Raw genomic sequence first — 19075 nt, forward strand, 5'->3', positions numbered from 1 at the left:
TAGTTTACAATCTATAATTTTAGCAAAATATTTATAATAGTTCTTAAATAATAACAGATTTGCGAATGAGTTTAGTAAGTATTTTTTTATTTGATAAAATTTTATTCAATCAAAAAGACTATTTTTGATTTGTACGTTTAAATGTAAATTATGAATAAATTTGACGATCAGTCTACAAAATCCCTTTTAGAGAGAAATCTAATAACTGGGAATCAGTACCAGGAAATTACTTCGTATCGCAATCTCAATATTTTCTCGCTAAATGCAGAATTAAAATTATTCCTTTATTTATCAGTCTTATTATTTACGTCAGGAATCGGAATTTTAATTTACAAAAATATAGACACTATTGGTCATATCGCCATTCTATCTATATTGCTCGCAGTTATTGCGGTTTGCTTTTATTATTGTTTTAAAAATTCAAAAGGTTTTCAAAAATCAGAAACTACTTTTGAGCATCCTGTTTTAGAATATTTGGTCTTATTGGCGAATATTCTAACGTGTATTTTTATTGGTTATTTACAATTTCAATACAAGCCTTTTGGAACTCATTATGGTTTGGCAACTTTAATTCCAACTTTGGTCAGTTTCTTTTGTGCATATTATTTTGATAACAAAAGTGTTTTAACAATTGCTGTAACTGGTTTAGCAGCCTATGTAGGGCTTTCTGTAACGCCTCAGGATTTGCTAAATAATAATAATTTTTATGCAGATCAAAGCCTCAGTTATTCAGCCATAATGTTAGGAGGTTTACTTATTTTATGGACGATTTATAGCACAAAAATTCAGCTAAAAACACATTTTAATATTATCTATCTAACATTTGCATTGCATATCATCAGCATTGCAGCCATAAGTAATTTAATTAGTGATTATACCGGCACCTGGCCAGTTTTTCTGGGTATTCTCGCAGGATCTTCTTACTACTTTTATAAAATTAGTCATCAATTGAGAGCAATTTCATTGTACGTTTTTATGATTTTGTATGCGTATATAGGTTTTAATATTGTTATGTTTCGACTTTTTGAATCAGTTGACTTTTCAGATATCTGGATGTTATTTGTTTTAATGATGCCGGCTTATTTTATTGGCTCCATAATATTATTTATTAAACTGATTAAAAATTTCAATAAAGAAACAGCGGAATGATTATACATGATAAAAAAATATTAAAAGACATCGCTTTACTTGAAGAAGCTAATTCTTTGCAAAAGGCAGGTTTTATTAGTAAAGAACAAAGAGATTTAATTAAAAAAGAGTTGTCTGATTTTAAAACTCAAAACAATATTTTAATTCGTTTAGGCTTCTTTTTGTTAGGATCGTTTTTGTATTCCTCCATTTGCGGTACTGTTTCCTTAATAGGATTGAGTGGTATATCAGAGAGTTATTTCCAAATTTTCTTTTACATTTTTGGAGCAATAGGTTTTGCCGGGTCAGAAGTTTTAGCCAATCAAAAATATCATAATCATGGTCTTGATGATGCTTTTATTTTGGGCGTTATTTTAAATATTGGTATTGCCGTAGCGATTACAACTGACGGGTACGAATTAATAATTGCCGCTTTTGTTGCAGTTGTTTCCTTTTTAATGTACAGGAGATATTTACACTTGCCTTCAATGCTGGTTTTTTGTCTGGCATCTTCGGCATTTTTATTTTACGGAATGTTTGAATTTGGCACTATCGGAAAGACAATTTTGCCTTTTACAGCGATGTTATTTGCAGCAGGTTTTTATTTTTTTACTAAAAACAGCATCCAAAAATTAACCGAAAGCTATTATTATAATGGTCTTTTGTTGGCAAATAGTTTCTGTTTGATCTTATTTTATCTGTCTTGTAATTATTTAATAGTAAGAGAACTTTCTGCAGCACTTTTAGGAAACGAGGTTCTTCCTGGACAAGATATTCCGTTTGCTGTTTTCTTCTATGCTTTCACATTAATTGTTCCGGTTATTTATTTGTTACAGGCTTTAAGAACAAAAGACAGAATCATGCTTTGGATAAGTTTTTTAGCGGTTGCCTTTTCAATTTATACAATACGATTTTATTATTCTGTTTTACCAATAGAAATAGCGCTGACTTTAGGCGGATTAGTTTTGTTTGCAATAGCTTATTTTTCGATTAAAAAAATAAAAGACAAAGAAACCGGATTGACTTTTAAACCGGATAGAATCAATAATTCGAACACTATTTTAAATGCAGAAGCTTTAATTGTGGCCTCAGCTTTTGGTTTAAAACCAGAAGTAAAAGCAGAATCTCCAATGGATTTTGGAGGAGGAGGTTTTAGCGGAGGAGGTTCAGAAGGAACTTTCTAGTTTTGTAAAAAGTAAGGTGAGATGTAAAAAAGTAAAAGGTGAGATGTAAAAAAGTAAAAAGTGAGATGTAGTTCTATTTAATCTACATCTCACCTTTTACAAAAATCATTTTACACAAAATCATTTTACAAAAAGTCATTTTACAAAAAGTCATTTTACAAGGAAAAACTAAACTTTATCCTTCAAAGCAATTGCATCAATATCGCTGTGCGAAACATTGTAAACTGCTTTTCCGTTTTTGATTAAAATTAATTGTGGAGATTCGTGATATACATTGAATCTTTGAGCAATTTCATTTGAAATATCTCTGTGTTCGATTAAATCTAAGAAATAGGCATCAACAGTTTCATTTAAATCATATTCACGCTCAAATTGCTTCAAAGCCATACGGCTAATACTGCATCTTGTACTATGTTTGAAAATTACAACTGGTTTTTCATTTGATATTGCTTCAATTTCCTGCAACTGTAATATATCTGTTAATTCTGTCCAATTTATATTGCTTTTAGGAGAATCTGTATTCTCTGAACTTCCGAAGATTGAATTTAAAAAACTCATATTTGACTTGTTTTATGACTTTTTGACGTTAAAAATTAGCTAAAAAGCTGTTTTAAACGCCATTTTGTCTGTAATTTTAATGTGGAATATATTTTGAAATATGGAAGCAAAGTTAGCGTATTTAAAGTGAAAATTTAATGCAATAAATTCTAATTTTAATGTTATCGAATATTTTAAAAATAAAAATCAATCCTAAATCGTACAAAATATGAACATAAATAAATTTACAACTAAATCGCAGGAAGCCATTCAGCTATCACAGCAATTGGCACAACGCAACGGACAGCAGCAAATAGAAAACGAGCACATTTTTAAGGCTATTTTTGAAGTTGATGAAAATGTAGCGCCATTTATTTTGAAAAAAATGAACGTAAATGTTCCGTTGTTTTTACAAATATTAGACAGCACAATTCAGAGTTTTCCAAAAGTATCAGGAGGCGATATCGTACTTTCCAGAGATGCAAATAAAGCGTTGAATGAAGCGGAGATTATTGCTCAAAAAATGAACGACGAATATGTTTCGATCGAACATTTAATTTTGGCAATTTTTGATTCAAAAAGTAAAGTTGCCCAAATTTTAAAAGATCAAGGCGTTACCGGAAAAGGTTTAAAAGCCACAATCGAAGAACTTAGAAAAGGCGAAAGAGTAACTTCCGCTTCGGCAGAAGAAACCTATAACGCATTAAATAAATACGCCAAAAACCTAAACGAATTAGCAAGAACAGGAAAACTGGATCCGGTTATTGGGCGTGATGAAGAAATTCGCCGTGTATTGCAAATCCTGACACGCCGAACTAAAAATAACCCAATGTTAGTGGGTGAGCCCGGAGTTGGTAAAACAGCAATTGCCGAAGGTTTGGCGCACAGAATTGTAGATGGTGATGTGCCGGAAAACTTAAAAGATAAAATTGTTTTCTCGCTGGATATGGGAGCACTGATTGCTGGAGCAAAATATAAAGGAGAATTCGAAGAACGTTTGAAATCGGTTGTAAAAGAAGTTACCGCTGCCGAAGGTGATATCGTATTATTTATTGATGAAATTCACACACTTGTTGGCGCAGGCGGAGGTGAAGGCGCAATGGATGCGGCAAATATTTTGAAACCGGCTTTGGCTCGTGGAGAATTACGAGCTATTGGCGCAACAACTTTAGATGAATATCAAAAATATTTTGAAAAAGATAAAGCGTTAGAACGTCGTTTTCAAAAGGTGATGGTTGATGAACCGGATACTGAAAGTGCTATTTCGATTTTACGAGGAATCAAGGAAAAATACGAAACACATCATAAAGTTCAAATAAAAGATGAAGCGATTATTGCTGCTGTAGAACTTTCTCAGCGTTATATTACAAATCGTTTTCTACCGGATAAAGCGATTGATTTGATGGATGAAGCGGCTTCTAAATTACGTATGGAAATCAATTCAAAACCAGAAGAATTAGATGTTTTAGATCGTAAAATCATGCAGCTTGAAATTGAAATTGAAGCCATTAAACGTGAAAAAGAAGAGAGCAAACTCAAAATCTTACACATGGATTTGGCTAATTTGAAGGAAGAACGCAACGAAATCTACACTAAATGGAAATCGGAAAAAGACGTTGTCGACGGAATTCAGGCTGTAAAATTAGAAATTGAAGATTTTAAATACGAAGCAGAACGCGCAGAACGTGATGGTGATTACGGAAAAGTAGCAGAGATTCGTTACGGAAAAATAAAAGAAGCACAGGAACGTCTTGATGTTTTACAAAAACAATTACAAGAATATCAATCAGGAACTTCCTTAATTAAAGAAGAAGTTACCCGCGAAGATATTGCAGAAGTTGTGGCAAAATGGACAGGAATTCCGGTTATGAAAATGCTTCAGACTGAGAGAGAAAAACTGCTTCATCTGGAAGAAGAATTGCATAGAAGAGTAGTAGGTCAGGAAGAAGCAATTGAAGCCGTGAGTGATGCCGTTCGCAGAAGCCGCGCCGGTTTGCAGGATATGAAAAAACCGGTTGGAACATTCTTATTTTTAGGAACAACCGGAGTTGGTAAAACAGAACTTGCAAAAGCATTGGCGGAATATCTTTTTGATGATGAAAATGCGATGACACGTATCGATATGAGTGAATATCAGGAACGCCACAGTGTGAGCCGTTTAGTTGGTGCGCCTCCGGGATATGTGGGTTATGATGAAGGCGGACAATTGACGGAAGCTGTGCGAAGAAAACCGTATTCTGTTATTTTGTTAGACGAGATCGAAAAAGCGCATCCGGATACTTTTAATATTTTATTGCAGGTTTTGGATGAAGGACGATTGACAGATAATAAAGGTCGTTTAGCCGATTTTAAAAACACAATTATCATCATGACTTCTAATATGGGAAGTCAGATTATACAAGAGAAATTTGAAAATTTAAAAGGAGGAATCGAAGCCGCAACAGAAGCTGCCAAAGTAGAAGTTTTAGGATTATTGAAACAAACCGTTCGTCCGGAATTTATAAATCGTATTGACGAAATCGTAATGTTTACGCCATTAACAGTCGATAATATTTCGCGAATTGTAAGCTTACAGCTTAAAAGTGTCAGCAAAATGCTTGCTTTACAAGGTATTACATTAGATGCAACTCCTGAGGGAATCAAATATCTTTCAGATAAAGGGTATGATCCTGAGTTTGGTGCAAGACCTGTAAAACGTGTTATACAGCGTGAGGTTTTAAATCAATTGTCTAAAGAAATTTTGGCAGGAAAGATAGCAACAGACAGTATTATCTTAATTGATGCCTTTGATGGAAATCTGGTTTTTAGAAATCAAACACCAGAATTAGCAAAATAATTTGTTATATTTCAATGTTAATAAAACACCGGCAGCAATGTTGGTGTTTTTTTGAATAAAATTCAAACCGTGAATAATGAAACTTTTTTTAAAATTCATATAAATAAAATCTCTTTTTGAATTGTGATATTTACAATAACTTAAAACAAAATATTATGAACAACTTATTTAGAGGATTATTGGCAGGTTATGGTGCAAAAAAATTAGGAGGCGGATGCTTTGGAACAATTTTAGTTTTTATTATTATTTGGGTGCTTTTAGGTCAGTGCAGCCGTTAATTTGTAGGAATTAATTAAATAAAAAAGTGTTAGATTCGCATAACCAAATTTTTTGGGAATAATACTAAAATTTAAATTATAATGGCATCAGGTTTTTTCGTACTATTAGACGATATAGCAGCAATTATGGATGATGTTGCGGTGATGAGCAAAATTGCAGCAAAAAAAACAGCAGGTATTTTAGGCGATGATTTAGCCGTAAATGCAGAAAAAGCTTCAGGATTTGCCTCATCCAGAGAACTTCCTGTATTGTGGGCAATTAGTAAAGGTTCGCTTCTTAACAAAATAATTATTTTGCCGATCGCCTTTTTATTAAGTGCATTTTTTCCTGTTGCAATCATTGTAATTTTAGTTCTGGGCGGACTTTTCTTAGCGTACGAAGGAGCAGAGAAAATCTACGAATTTATATTTCCCCATAACCACGAAGAATCAGAAGGAATAACTGATGAAGTTTTAACAGAAGAACAAATTCTTGAAGTTGAAAAAGGAAAAGTAAAATCAGCCATCGTAACCGATTTTATCTTATCAGTTGAAATAGTAATTATCGCATTAGGAACCGTAATTGGAAAACCAATTTTACAGCAAATTGTTGTTGTATCGATAATTGCCGTAATTGCAACTGTAGGTGTTTATGGTATCGTAGCGCTTATTGTACGAATGGATGAAGCTGGTTTTAAGCTTATTCAAATTAGTAAAAAAGAAAAAAGTATATCAAAGTTTATTGGTAATATACTTGTAAAAGCCCTTCCGTTAGTGATAAAAGCTTTAACCGTAATTGGTACGATCGCTTTACTTTTAGTTGCCGGAGGTATATTTGTACACTATATTCCATTTTTTCATCATTTAGTACCCCAAATCAATCTTCCTTTGATTATAAAAGAATTCGTAATAGGTTTGGTTTTAGGGTTTCTAGTTTTAGGAGTTATAAATCTTTTTAAAATAATTTTCAAAAAGAGAGAAGTGGCAAAATAGTTGATAATCTAAAGTGTTGATTATTGGTGTTTTATTGTTAAAATTTAAATTTTTAACAATTTTTTCAGGCAACCAAAACAACTTATTACTATCTATGTAAAAAATAAGAACAAATAAAATACCTATGAAAAGATTCAAATTACAATCAATTGCGTTAATAGTTTTCTTTGTAACTATATTAAGCTCATGCAGCAGTGATAACGATAATCCGGAAGCTCCAACTGTTGTATATAAAAGCGCTTTCGCCACTGAGGTAACCGGTCCTACAACTGGAAAAGTGGGTCAGGAACTTACTTATTCTATAGGATTTACAGTAGAAAATGGTTGTGGAGAATTTAATAGATTTACTGATGTAGAATTCAATAAACTATCAGGTTTTCAAATCGAAGCAAAATATCCTGTAGCAACTTGTACACGACTTGAACCACAGACTATCCGAACGTTATATAAAATTAAACCAACAACAAAAGGTACTTTCTATTTAAGAATTGCAAAGTCAGAGACTGAATATATTTCTACAACAGTTGTTATTGACTAGTTTTTTAGATCAATAAACAACTTTTTATACATTTTAAACCGTTCTGTAAATTATTTACAGAACGGTTTTTTATTTTTTAGAAGCAGAAGATCCGGTTTTTATAGAACATCAGTCCCGCTATCCGCTAAATCTTTTCCTTGTTAAAGAAACAAGAAAAAGGATATCGCTGCTATCGGGGCTAGAGGAGAGGTTTAGTTTTTATAAGATTAAAAAAAATATTTAAAAGCAAATAAGTATCTTTGAAAGAATAAAATAAGTATAATTATGGGAGCTTTAGAATTAAGAGAGAGTGTTTTAGAATATATAAATGTTGCAGATGAACGCCTTTTAAAAGTTGTAAAGGCTGTAATTGAAAGTTATCAGGAAGAAGAAATAGTTGCTTTTTCAGTCGATGGAAAACCAATTACAAGAGCTGTTTATAAAGAGGAATTGGCAAAGGCAGAATTAGATATTAAAAACGGCAATGTGATTTCGCAGGAAGATTTAGAAAGAGAATCTGAGAATTGGTAATGAGTGAAGCTAAAAAGATAATTTGGACAAGTTTAGCGAAAGATCAGTTAAAGTATTTTTAACTATTATAAAGAAAAATCAATTCAGGGAGCGCACAATTTTAAAAACGATATTTTAGAAGTTACTGCCAAAATACAATTTAATGAACAGTATCAAAAAGATGAAATTGAATCGGAGTATAGAAGAATTATTGTTAGAAATTATAAAATTTTATATAGAGAAGAAGATCTGATTATTTATATTATTAAAATAATTTCTGTTAAACGAGATTCTAGGACACAATTATAAAAGGAGCCAATTAGGCTCTTTTTTCATTTTAATCTCAAAACAGATTTATTGTCATTCCTCTAAAAATTACTATTTTTGCACTCTAAATTTTAAGTCATGCCGAAAAGAAAATATAAAATAGCAGTCGTTCAGTTAAACCTTAACGATGTAGCCGAAAATAATCTTAAAAAATGTATCAGCTGGGTAAGAGACGCTGCCAATAAAGGAGCAGAGGTAATCTTGCTGCCTGAATTATATAGCAGCCATTATTTTTGCCAAAGTGAAGATGTAGATAATTTTGCATTGGCAGAACCACTTTACAGTACTTCATTTATTGCTTTTAGTGAATTGGCAAAAGAATTAGGAGTTGTAATTATTGTTCCTTTCTTCGAAAAAAGAATGGCAGGAATTTATCATAACAGCGCCTACATTATCGATACAGATGGAACAGAAGCCGGATTGTATCGTAAAATGCATATTCCGGACGATCCGCACTTCTACGAAAAATTCTATTTTACTCCTGGTGATTTAGGTTTTAAGGCGATCGAAACTAAAAAAGGAAAAATTGGTACACTTATTTGTTGGGATCAATGGTATCCGGAAGCAGCTCGTATTACAGCCTTAAAAGGTGCCGAAGTTTTATTTTATCCAACAGCAATTGGATGGCATCCAAAAGAAAAAGAACAATACGGAGAAAATCAATATGGCGCGTGGATGAATGTTATGAAAGGTCACGCGGTTGCAAATGGAGTTTTCGTAGCTGCTGCAAACCGAATTGGTTTAGAACAATATATTGAAGGAACTGATGGAATTCAGTTTTGGGGAGCTTCATTTATAGCAGGTCCGCAAGGTGAAATTTTAGCTCAGGCATCTCACGATAAAGAAGAAATTCTAATTGCCGAAGTAGATTTGGATTTACAAGAAAATGTACGTCAGAACTGGCCATTTTTCAGAGACAGAAGAATCGATGCATTTGGAGATATTACAAAAAGAGCAATTGACTAATTTTAGTAGATTTATATAAAACAAAAAGGCTGTTTCAAATATTTGAAACAGCCTTTTTTATATTGTGATCAATATTTATTTCACTTTAAAAGTAACTCTTCTCACGATTTGACGGGCTTCTTTAGAATTCTTATTCACAGAAGTATCTTCACCGTTAGCAATTACATTCAATCTTGAAGCATCAATTCCGGCATTTATAGCAACAGATTTTACAGCTTCAGCTCTTTTTCTTGATAATTCAGTGTTATAGTTTGAAGTTCCAATTTCATCAGAATATCCAATAATATCTGCAGATTTACCCGGATTGTTTTTCAAATATTTCACTAAGAAATCAACACCTGATAAAGAAGCATTTGTTGGTTTTGATGAATTGAAATCAAAGTAAACATTTACATATCCACCATTAATTAATTCTTCAACAGTACTGTTTGTAGCAGTTTGGCTGCCTTTTTGAACATAAGTTTTCTCTAAATAGCTTTCTAATTCATCAGGAACACCATTTTGATTATTATCAATAGATTGTCCTTTTGTATTAACAGCAACACCAGAAACAGTATTTGGTTCTAAATCATACAAATCGGCAACACCATCTTTATCAGTATCAATAAGATTAGTTTCGATAGTTGTAACTCTGTCTTCTAATTTATTTAATCTTTCATTTTCTTCAGAATACCAGTCAGCATGTTTTGTATTTTTACCTAAGTAAAAAGTCAAACCAACAGAAGCATTTAATAAAACACCATCTAATGAGCCAGTAGTTGTTGTTGCCTGACCATCAAAGTTGTGGTTTTGTCTTCCGTTAACAATACCGGTAAGATCTCCGGTTAAAGCAATTCTGTTGCTTAATCTAACTTGTCCTGTTAAACCCGCGATTCCGTGTGCCATGTAATCTTTTCCATCAAAACCTTCATCAGAACTTAATTGAGAAACACCAAATCCACCATGTGCTAATAAACCAAAAGTATTTGTCCAGGTTTCAAAGTTTAAAGCTCTTCCAAGATTAATAACCCCTTGTAAACTTGCTCTGTAATATTTACTGTCGAACTCCGGAGTATCATTTCGTTCCTGAAATTGATCGTATCCAACATCCAGTTTCAAACCAAATTTAGGATTAAACATATATCTTACACCTAAATCTGCGTGAAAAGGACTAACTGATTCAGTAGAATACCCAGGAGTAATTGCTCTAAGTGGTTTGTTAACACCACCATTTAGTTCGATAGACCATTTATTATAATCAGGTTTGTCAACAGAAGGTTGAGTAGATGTGGTTGCCATATTTTGTGCATTTGCAGCAAATGCAAGTAACAAAAGTGATACGGACGCTAATTTCTTTTTCATGATATCTTATTATTTAAATTTGATTTTGTAAGTTTTTAAACTTAGAACAAACTTAAAACTAATGATATCCAATCGGGTTCCATAGATTAACTGTAGATATTATATAATTTCCATCTTTTGGCTGATTTTTATGAGAATAAGTTAAAAAAATCTAAAATTGTAAGAAAAACAAAAAAAGGGACAATATTACTTGTCCCTTTTTTGATATTTTGAAAATGAAAATTACTTCAAATCCGGTTGGTAAATTTTAATACTTCCATCACCTTCGCTGCTTACAACAAGTAAGCTTCTTTTCGTTGGACTTTTTGAAGCAGGAATAAATAAAACTCCTTCCGGCGCATCACCTGTTTTTACAGTTTGTAAATATTGAGGTGCAGCAGGATTTGTTACATCATAAGTCATAAAAGCATCAGATCTTTCTAAACCAACAAACAATATATTTTGATTTCCCATTTTAACAACAACAACAGCTTCTGGCTCAGAACCTTTGTCATCGCTGCGTTTGTCATCATAAGTTCCCAATTCATTGGTTTTCTTGTCAGCATCATTTTTACTGTCATAAACAATTTTTCCAGTGTTTCCATTCCATATTGTAAAAGAACGAGCTCCAAAAGAAACCATTTCATCTAAATCTCCGTCTCCGTCAGTATCACCCATATCATTAACAAGATTTAATCTTCCTAAATTTGTTTCTAATTTTAAAGTTGCAGCATCAGGAAAAACAGTAGCGTCCAGCTTCATATCTTTCATTCTTGTAAAATCAGTATAAGCGGTATATTCTCTCGTGTCACCTTCATTTGCAGTAACAAAATAAGGAACATTATTTGCAGAAAAATGACTAATCGCATCCGGCATAAACATACCTTTTACTTTCCACGGATTAAAAGCAACTTTATCATCCTTATCGCTTACGTCAATTGCATTATCAGCAGTATTATAATCTTTAAAACCTAAAGGATAAATAGCCGTAATCGTTTTTGACGTTAAATCTACTTTTGCAACACCGTTATTTTCCTGCAAAGTAACCCAAGCCGTTTTAGAATCGTCAGAAATAGTTACATATTCCGGCTCAATATCCTGAGCAAAACTTTTTGCAAATTTCGAAACTCTGAAACCATCTTTTTGCAAAGTCGTTGCCTGATTGCTAAAAGAAGCAAAATCTAAAGTTGTAACCGTATAGTTATTAGCTACATCTATAATAGAAATTGTTCCGTTTGGATCTTGCAAATAATCAGTACTTGGCTCCCCTTCATTAGCCGTCATGATATATTTTCCGTCAGGCGAAAAAGTAATCATATCAGGCAAAGCGCCTACAGTAACTTGTTTAATTAAGCTATAATCAGAAGTATTAAAGACAACAACCTTTCCGTTTCCTTGTTTGTTAACAGTTGATTCTAAAGCAACAGCCAATTTTCCGTCAAAAACAGAAACACTGTTTGAAGCACCTTCGTAAGGCGTTAAATCTATTTTACCAATTTTAGTTGGTTTTGTCGGATCAGAAATATCAATTACATCAATTTGATTTGTTCCGCTATTGTTTACAGTAAATAATCTTTTAGTTTTTTCATCATAAGCCGAAATTTCTGCCGCTGCTTCTCCGCCAATAGTTATAGAACCAATTTCTTTAAAAGTAGCAGGATTTTCATTTACAACAACTTCCGGTTCTTCGTTGTTAGTATTATCGTCATTATTACAACTTGCAAAAATTGTCATTAATGCTAATAATGAAAGACTTAATTTTTTCATATTATTTTAGTTTTTAGTTTTGCCAAAAGTAATTAGCGATAATGGAGTGTATATTAAGGCTTCATTATTTAATCTTTAACTTAATTTTTAGAAGATATTTCTACAAATAAAGATTTGAAGCCTTTTATAGTATTTTATAATCCTTGCGAATGTTTATCTTTGTACACTTTAATTTAGAAACTTTTTTATGACCACAAATAATAGAAGATTTCCGGCAGAATGGGAGAAGCAACAAGGAATTGTATTGTGTTTTCCGCATAACGGAAACGATTGGCCGGGAAAATACGAAGCAATTCAATGGGCTTTTGTAGAATTTATTAAAAAAGTAGCCACTTTTGAAACTGTTTTTTTGGTCGTAGCCGATGAAAAACTAAAAGAAAAAGTAGCAGGAATGCTTGAAAGTGCTCGTGTAAATAGTGCAAATATCTCTTATATCATTCATAAAACAAACAGAAGCTGGATGCGCGATTCAGGACCAATTATTGTAAAAAATGGTTCAAAAAGAGAAGCATTAAACTTTAATTTTAATGGATGGGCAAAATATAAAAACTATCAATTAGACAAATTTGTACCTTCAAAAGTAGCTGATTTTATTGATGTTCCGCTTACGCAGGTAATGTATAAAGGAAAACCGGTAATTGTAGAAGGCGGTGCAATTGATGTAAACGGAAAAGGAACATTATTAACATCTGAAGAATGTTTGATGCATCCAACAATTCAGGTTAGAAATTCAGGTTTTACAAAAGAAGATTACGAAGCTGTTTTTAAAGAATATCTTGGAGTTACCAATGTAATTTGGCTTGGAGACGGAATTGAAGGTGATGATACTCACGGACATATCGACGATTTATGCCGATTTATAAATGAAGATACAATCGTAACAATTGTAGAAACAGACAAAAATGATTCAAATTACAAACCATTGCAGGATAATTTGAAACGTTTACAAAACGCAAAATTAGAAGACGGAAAATCGCCAACAATTGTAGCGTTGCCAATGCCAAAACGTGTAGATTTTGAAGATTTAAGATTGCCGGCAAGTTATGCTAATTTCTTAATTCTTAATAATTGTGTTTTGGTACCAACATTCAATGACAGCAACGATCGAGTAGCATTAAATATACTTTCAGAATGTTTCCCGGACAGAGAAGTAATCGGAATAAGCTGTATCGATTTCATCTGGGGATTTGGAACATTACATTGTTTGAGTCAACAGATTCCGGCTTAATCGACTATTTGTCATTTCGACGGAGGAGAAATCGCACTAGAAATTCCGCAAAGTATGTCGCCAATCTTTGTAGAGTTACGTGTGCGATTTCTCCTTACGTCGAAATGACAATAAAAAAAAGCTTGTTAGTACGAAACTAACAAGCTTTTTTTATTTATATAGATTAACAATTAACCTATTTTTTTTCTCTTCACGGTCTGATAAAAGGAGGTAATAATTGGCTGGCAACTTCACCAAAACCAATACGTACTTCATTGCTTTCGCAGAAACCTCTTATAATTACAGTATCATTATCTTCAATAAATTTACGTTCACTTCCGTCTTTTAATTTTAAAGGATTTTGTCCGCCCCAGGTTAATTCTAACATAGAACCAAAACTATCCGGAGTTGGACCGGAAATAGTTCCTGAACCCATCATATCGCCAGAATTTATGCGACATCCGTTTGAAGTATGGTGCGCTAATTGCTGCGCCATTGACCAGTATAAATATTTGAAATTCGATTTAGAAACAATAGTTTCTTCTTGATTTTCAGGTTGTATCGAAACTTCTAAATGAATATCAAACGCTTTTTTACCTTTAGTCTGTAAATACGGAAGCGGTGACGGATCTTGTTTAGGACCTTTAGTTCTAAAAGGTTCCAAAGCATCCATAGTTACAATCCACGGTGAAATTGAAGTTGCAAAGTTTTTCGCTAAGAATGGTCCAAGAGGCACATATTCCCATTTTTGAATATCGCGTGCGCTCCAGTCATTCAATAAAACCATTCCGAAAATATAATCCTCAGCTTCGTAAGTTGGTATATTTTCTCCCATTATATTAACATCAGTTGTAATAAAGGCGGTCTCCAATTCAAAATCTACTAAACGGGACGGTCCAAATACAGGATATTTTTCTCCCGCCGGCAAAGTTTGTCCCATTGGTCTGTGAACCGGAATCCCTGACGGAACAATAGTAGAGCTTCTTCCGTGATATCCAACCGGAATATGTAACCAGTTTGGTAATAAAGCATTTTCAGGATCGCGAAACATCTTTCCTACGTTAGTTGCATGCTCTTTGCTGGAGTAAAAATCAGTATAATCACCAATTAAAACAGGCAATTGCATCTCAACATCATCGATTTTAAAAATAACAATATCTCTGTCTTTTGTTGAATCTCTAAGTTTTGGGTTGGTTTCGTCGAAAATCTCAGCGATACGATTTCGCACTAAACGCCATGTTTTTTTCCCATCAGAAATAAAATCATTAAGCGTGTCCTGCATGAACATATCATCGGTTAAATCTATTCCTTCAAAATAGTTTAATTGTTGTAAAGCCCCTAAATCTATGGCGTAATCGCCAATTCGTGTTCCTACGGTAACGACATTTTCTTTAGTAAGAAAAACACCGAAAGGAATATTCTGAATAGGGAAGTCACTATTTTCTGGTACTTCTAACCATGATTTTCTTTTAGTATCGTTGGCGGTTATTGGCATGTGAATGTTAATTATTTGTTGAAAAATTACTTGTCAAATATATCATAATCTAACTGTATGACAAACGTTTTTTTGTATTTTTGCAGGAAATTAACGAAAAACGAAAAAATGCAACGCGACGAACAAATTTTTGACCTTATACTAGAGGAACAAGACAGACAGATTCACGGATTAGAACTTATCGCATCTGAGAATTTTGTAAGTGATGAAGTAATGGAAGCAGCCGGTTCTGTTTTAACTAATAAATATGCTGAAGGATATCCAGGCAAAAGATACTACGGCGGTTGCGAAGTAGTTGACGTAATTGAGCAAATTGCAATAGACAGAGCCAAAGAATTATTTGGTGCTGAATATGCAAACGTACAGCCACACTCAGGTTCTCAGGCAAACACAGCAGTTTATCACGCTTGTTTAAATCCTGGTGATACTATTTTAGGTTTCGACTTATCTCACGGTGGGCATTTAACTCACGGTTCTCCGGTAAACTTTTCAGGTCGTTTATACCGTCCTGTTTTTTACGGTGTAGATGCAGAAACCGGTCGTTTAGATTATGATAAAATTCAGGAAATTGCAACAAAAGAGCAGCCAAAATTAATCATCGCAGGAGCTTCGGCTTATTCTCGTGATATGGATTTTGAGCGTTTCAGACAAATCGCTGACAGCGTAGGAGCAATCTTGTTTGCAGATATTTCTCACCCGGCAGGTTTAATTGCAAAAGGATTAATGAATGATCCAATTCCACATTGTCATATCGTTTCTACAACAACACACAAAACGTTGCGTGGACCACGTGGAGGTTTGATTTTGATGGGGAAAGATTTCGAAAATCCACAAGGATTAAAAACTCCAAAAGGAGAAATCAGAATGATGTCATCTTTATTGGATCTTGCTGTTTTTCCGGGAAATCAAGGCGGACCTTTAATGCACATTATTGCTGCTAAAGCAGTAGCTTTTGGTGAAGCGCTTAAAGATGAGTTCTTTACTTATGCAATGCAATTACAAAAAAATGCAAATGCAATGGCAGATGCTTTTGTAAAAAGAGGATATAAAATTATTTCTGGAGGAACTGATAACCATATGATGCTTATTGACCTAAGAAACAAAAATATTTCTGGTAAAGAAGCAGAAAATGCATTAGTAAAAGCAGAAATTACAGTAAATAAAAACATGGTTCCGTTTGATGATAAATCACCATTTATCACCTCAGGAATTCGTGTAGGAACAGCTGCAATCACAACTCGTGGTTTAGTTGAAGAAGATATGGAAACTATCGTAGCTTTAATCGATAAAGTACTTGCTGATCACACAAATGAAGCAATTATCGAAGAAGTAGCAAACGAAGTGAACGAAATGATGAGCGAAAGACCTATTTTCGTATACTAAATATTAGTCATAAAGTCTTAAAGTCGAAGGTCGAAAGTCTTGGAATGGAATGTGAAATTCTATTTTAGTTTTGATCTTCGACTTTTTTTGACTTTACAACTTTCGACTTTACAACTTTAAGACTTATAAGAATGGGCGTACTAAGATTACAATTACCAACAGATCCAAGATGGGTAAATATTGTAGAAAAAAATATTGAAGAAATCCTGACAGATCACGCTTGGTGCGAGCAAAAAGCAGCAACAAACGCGATAACGATTATCACCAATAACTCAGAACATCAGGATTTGGTCAAAGATTTATTGGCTTTAGCCAAAGAAGAAATCGACCATTTTGAGCAAGTTCACAATATCATTATCAAAAGAGGATTAAAATTAGGACGCGAACGCAAAGACGATTACGTAAACGAACTTTATCTTTATATGAAGAAAAGCGGCGACGGAAGCCGTGTTTCAGGTCTTGTCGAAAGATTATTATTCTCAGCCATGATCGAAGCCAGAAGCTGTGAACGTTTCAAAGTTTTATCAGAAAATATTCAGGACGAAGAATTGGCAGTTTTCTACAGAGAATTAATGGAAAGCGAAGCCGGACATTATGTTACTTTTATTACTTACGCCAGAAAATACGGAGTAGGAATCGACGTCGAAAAACGCTGGAGAGAATGGCTAGCCTACGAAGAATCGATAATCACAAACTACGGAAAAGGAGAGACGATTCACGGGTAGTTTTTTAGTTTTCAGTCTCGGTTTTCAGTTTTCAGTTTCAGTCTCAGTTCAGTAACAGTTTTCAGTCTCAGTAACAGTTTTCAGTCTCAGTTTTGTCACGTTGAGCGGAGTCGAAACGCGCTCCAATTAGAAAGTTATTTGTTTTCAGTCTAATCAAAAAAAAATCCGTTTAAAATCCGCGTTTTCGCGATAGCGAATCAGCCTCATCCGCGTTCAAAATAACCTCAAAGTTTTAACAATCTAAAATCTAAAATCAGCAATCTAAAATTTAAAATTCCTTATATTTGAGAGTAACGAAAAACTTAAAATAATGAGAATAGAAACTGATCTGAAATTAGGATTTAAAGATGTAATGATTCGCCCAAAAAGATCAACATTAAAAAGTAGATCTGAAGTCTCCTTAGAACGAAATTTTAAATTTTTACACAGCACTACAAATTGGACAGGAATTCCGATTATGGCTGCAAATATGGATACTGTCGGGACTTTTGAAATGGCAGAAGTTCTCGCCAAAGAAAAACTTTTTACAGCCATTCATAAACATTATTCACCACAAGAATGGAAAACTTTTTTAGATAAAGTTACACCGGATTTTTACAATTATATTGCGATTAGCACAGGAACAGGAAAAGAAGATTTCGCAAAAATAGGTCAAATAATTACAGAAAATCCATTACTTAAATTCATTTGTATAGATGTCGCCAATGGATATTCAGAGCATTTTGTACAGTTCTTAAAACAAACCCGAAAGCAATATCCTGATAAAGTTATTATTGCAGGAAATGTTGTTACTGGTGAAATGGTCGAAGAATTATTATTGGCTGGAGCCGATATTGTAAAAGTAGGAATTGGACCGGGTTCAGTTTGTACAACACGTGTAAAAACCGGAGTTGGATATCCGCAGCTTTCTGCAATTATAGAATGTGCCGATGCCGCTCACGGTTTAGGCGGACACATTATAAGCGACGGTGGCTGTAGTACGCCAGGCGATGTAGCCAAAGCTTTTGGCGCAGGATCAGATTTTGTAATGTTAGGTGGAATGTTAGCCGGACATACTGAAAGCGGAGGAGAATTGATCGAAATTAACGGCGAAAAATTCAAACAATTTTACGGTATGAGCTCCACAACAGCAATGGACAAACATGTTGGTGGCGTTGCAGAATACAGAGCGAGCGAAGGTAAAACGGTAAAAGTTCTTTTTAGAGGAAATGTTATCAATACAGTATTAGATATTCTGGGCGGTTTAAGAAGTACTTGCACTTATGTGGGCGCTTCTCGATTAAAAGAACTAACCAAACGCACCACTTTTATAAGAGTAAGCGAGCAGGAAAATCAAATTTTTACCAATTAATAAAAGCATTTTAAAATAAAAATGATTACAATTTCAGAAGCAACAATAAACGATATTAAGCTAATTCAGAATATAGTACATATAACATGGCCAATTACGTACGGTGAAATTCTGTCAAAAGAGCAATTGGATTATATGTTAGATCTTTTTTATTCTGATGAAGCTTTAACCGATCAATACAATAAAAAAGAACAATTGTTTTATATGATTTATGAAGATAAAACTAACATTGGGTTTATCGGAATCGAACATAATTATAAAGAAGAAAATACAACCAAAATTCATAAAATATATCTTTTACCGGAAACACAAGGAAAAGGAATCGGGAAAAAAGTAATTAATGCTATTGCAAAAATGGCTTTAGAAAACAATTCAAAAGTTTTATCCTTAAACGTAAACCGATTTAATTCGGCTTTAAGCTTCTATAAAAAAATAGGTTTTGAAGTTGTCGATGAAGTAAATATCGAAATCGGGAACGGTTATTTAATGGAAGATTATGTTATGGAGAAGAAAATTTAAAGTAAATTTTTACTTGTTAAATTTTTAATTATCTTTGTTGGATAAGCAATTAA

18 protein-coding genes are annotated in these 19075 nt (G+C 33.4%); 14 read left to right on the forward strand and 4 right to left on the reverse strand.

The genetic code is table 11. The annotated features are described in order from the left end of the window. Positions 1 to 150 precede the first annotated feature (150 nt). The gene (locus OLM54_RS03525; protein ID WP_264537219.1) at positions 151 to 1149 is read left to right on the forward strand and encodes a DUF2157 domain-containing protein; all 999 of its coding nucleotides are present in this window, start codon (positions 151 to 153) and stop codon (positions 1147 to 1149) included. Beyond that, positions 1146 to 2312: a hypothetical protein gene (locus OLM54_RS03530; protein ID WP_264537220.1), complete on the forward strand. Its 1167-nt coding sequence runs from the start codon at positions 1146 to 1148 to the stop codon at positions 2310 to 2312. Before OLM54_RS03525 ends, OLM54_RS03530 begins: the two co-directional genes overlap by 4 nt. 168 nt (positions 2313 to 2480) lie before the next feature. Here OLM54_RS03530 and ytxJ read toward each other — a convergent pair whose 3' ends face one another. Further along, positions 2481 to 2870 (reverse strand): bacillithiol system redox-active protein YtxJ, encoded by a 390-nt coding sequence (ytxJ, locus tag OLM54_RS03535; protein ID WP_264537221.1) that lies wholly within the window; start codon positions 2868 to 2870, stop codon positions 2481 to 2483. Between the two features lie 208 nt (positions 2871 to 3078). On the opposite strand from ytxJ, the gene clpB reads away from it, so the two are divergent. The 7 genes from clpB (at position 3079) to OLM54_RS03565 (ending at position 9255) form a co-directional block, all read left to right on the forward strand. Then, positions 3079 to 5685 (forward strand): ATP-dependent chaperone ClpB, encoded by a 2607-nt coding sequence (clpB, locus tag OLM54_RS03540; protein ID WP_264537222.1) that lies wholly within the window; start codon positions 3079 to 3081, stop codon positions 5683 to 5685. Between the two features lie 155 nt (positions 5686 to 5840). Further along, complete coding sequence (locus OLM54_RS03545; RefSeq protein WP_264537223.1) at positions 5841 to 5963, forward strand: hypothetical protein; 123 nt, start codon at positions 5841 to 5843, stop codon at positions 5961 to 5963. An 81-nt stretch (positions 5964 to 6044) separates the two neighbouring features. Then, positions 6045 to 6935 (forward strand): DUF808 domain-containing protein, encoded by an 891-nt coding sequence (locus tag OLM54_RS03550; protein ID WP_264537224.1) that lies wholly within the window; start codon positions 6045 to 6047, stop codon positions 6933 to 6935. A gap of 124 nt (positions 6936 to 7059) precedes the next feature. Beyond that, complete coding sequence (locus OLM54_RS03555) at positions 7060 to 7473, forward strand: hypothetical protein (RefSeq protein ID WP_264537225.1); 414 nt, start codon at positions 7060 to 7062, stop codon at positions 7471 to 7473. A gap of 264 nt (positions 7474 to 7737) precedes the next feature. Beyond that, positions 7738 to 7983, forward strand: coding sequence for a hypothetical protein (locus tag OLM54_RS03560; RefSeq protein WP_264537226.1), 246 nt, complete (start codon positions 7738 to 7740; stop codon positions 7981 to 7983). A gap of 54 nt (positions 7984 to 8037) precedes the next feature. Beyond that, positions 8038 to 8271 (forward strand): type II toxin-antitoxin system RelE/ParE family toxin, encoded by a 234-nt coding sequence (locus OLM54_RS21700; RefSeq protein ID WP_413614472.1) that lies wholly within the window; start codon positions 8038 to 8040, stop codon positions 8269 to 8271. Between the two features lie 96 nt (positions 8272 to 8367). Next, positions 8368 to 9255 (forward strand): carbon-nitrogen hydrolase, encoded by an 888-nt coding sequence (locus OLM54_RS03565; protein ID WP_264537227.1) that lies wholly within the window; start codon positions 8368 to 8370, stop codon positions 9253 to 9255. 75 nt (positions 9256 to 9330) lie between these two features. Here OLM54_RS03565 and OLM54_RS03570 read toward each other — a convergent pair whose 3' ends face one another. Continuing rightward, on the reverse strand, positions 9331 to 10596 hold the full coding sequence (locus OLM54_RS03570) for an OmpA family protein (protein WP_264537228.1): 1266 nt from the start codon (positions 10594 to 10596) through the stop codon (positions 9331 to 9333). Positions 10597 to 10818: 222 nt separating this feature from the next. Next, positions 10819 to 12342, reverse strand: coding sequence for a choice-of-anchor I family protein (locus OLM54_RS03575; RefSeq protein WP_264537229.1), 1524 nt, complete (start codon positions 12340 to 12342; stop codon positions 10819 to 10821). 187 nt (positions 12343 to 12529) lie between these two features. Between OLM54_RS03575 and OLM54_RS03580 the strand changes: the two genes are divergently transcribed. Further along, complete coding sequence (locus OLM54_RS03580; protein ID WP_264537230.1) at positions 12530 to 13570, forward strand: agmatine/peptidylarginine deiminase; 1041 nt, start codon at positions 12530 to 12532, stop codon at positions 13568 to 13570. Between the two features lie 190 nt (positions 13571 to 13760). Here OLM54_RS03580 and fahA read toward each other — a convergent pair whose 3' ends face one another. Beyond that, the gene (gene fahA / locus OLM54_RS03585) at positions 13761 to 15044 is read right to left on the reverse strand and encodes a fumarylacetoacetase (RefSeq protein ID WP_264537231.1); all 1284 of its coding nucleotides are present in this window, start codon (positions 15042 to 15044) and stop codon (positions 13761 to 13763) included. A 108-nt stretch (positions 15045 to 15152) separates the two neighbouring features. Between fahA and glyA the strand changes: the two genes are divergently transcribed. The 4 genes from glyA to OLM54_RS03605 all read left to right on the forward strand — a co-directional run bounded on the left by glyA (position 15153) and on the right by OLM54_RS03605 (position 19022). Then, complete coding sequence (glyA, locus tag OLM54_RS03590) at positions 15153 to 16427, forward strand: serine hydroxymethyltransferase (protein WP_264538606.1); 1275 nt, start codon at positions 15153 to 15155, stop codon at positions 16425 to 16427. A gap of 131 nt (positions 16428 to 16558) precedes the next feature. Beyond that, positions 16559 to 17152 (forward strand): tRNA-(ms[2]io[6]A)-hydroxylase, encoded by a 594-nt coding sequence (locus OLM54_RS03595; RefSeq protein ID WP_264537232.1) that lies wholly within the window; start codon positions 16559 to 16561, stop codon positions 17150 to 17152. A gap of 310 nt (positions 17153 to 17462) precedes the next feature. Further along, entirely contained in the window at positions 17463 to 18503 is a 1041-nt protein-coding gene (locus OLM54_RS03600) for a GMP reductase (RefSeq protein ID WP_264537233.1), read from the forward strand. 21 nt (positions 18504 to 18524) lie between these two features. Then, complete coding sequence (locus OLM54_RS03605; protein WP_264537234.1) at positions 18525 to 19022, forward strand: GNAT family N-acetyltransferase; 498 nt, start codon at positions 18525 to 18527, stop codon at positions 19020 to 19022. Positions 19023 to 19075 lie beyond the last annotated feature (53 nt).

The organism is Flavobacterium sp. N1736 (genome assembly GCF_025947065.1).
In the GTDB taxonomy this organism is placed as follows: Bacteria; Bacteroidota; Bacteroidia; order Flavobacteriales; family Flavobacteriaceae; genus Flavobacterium.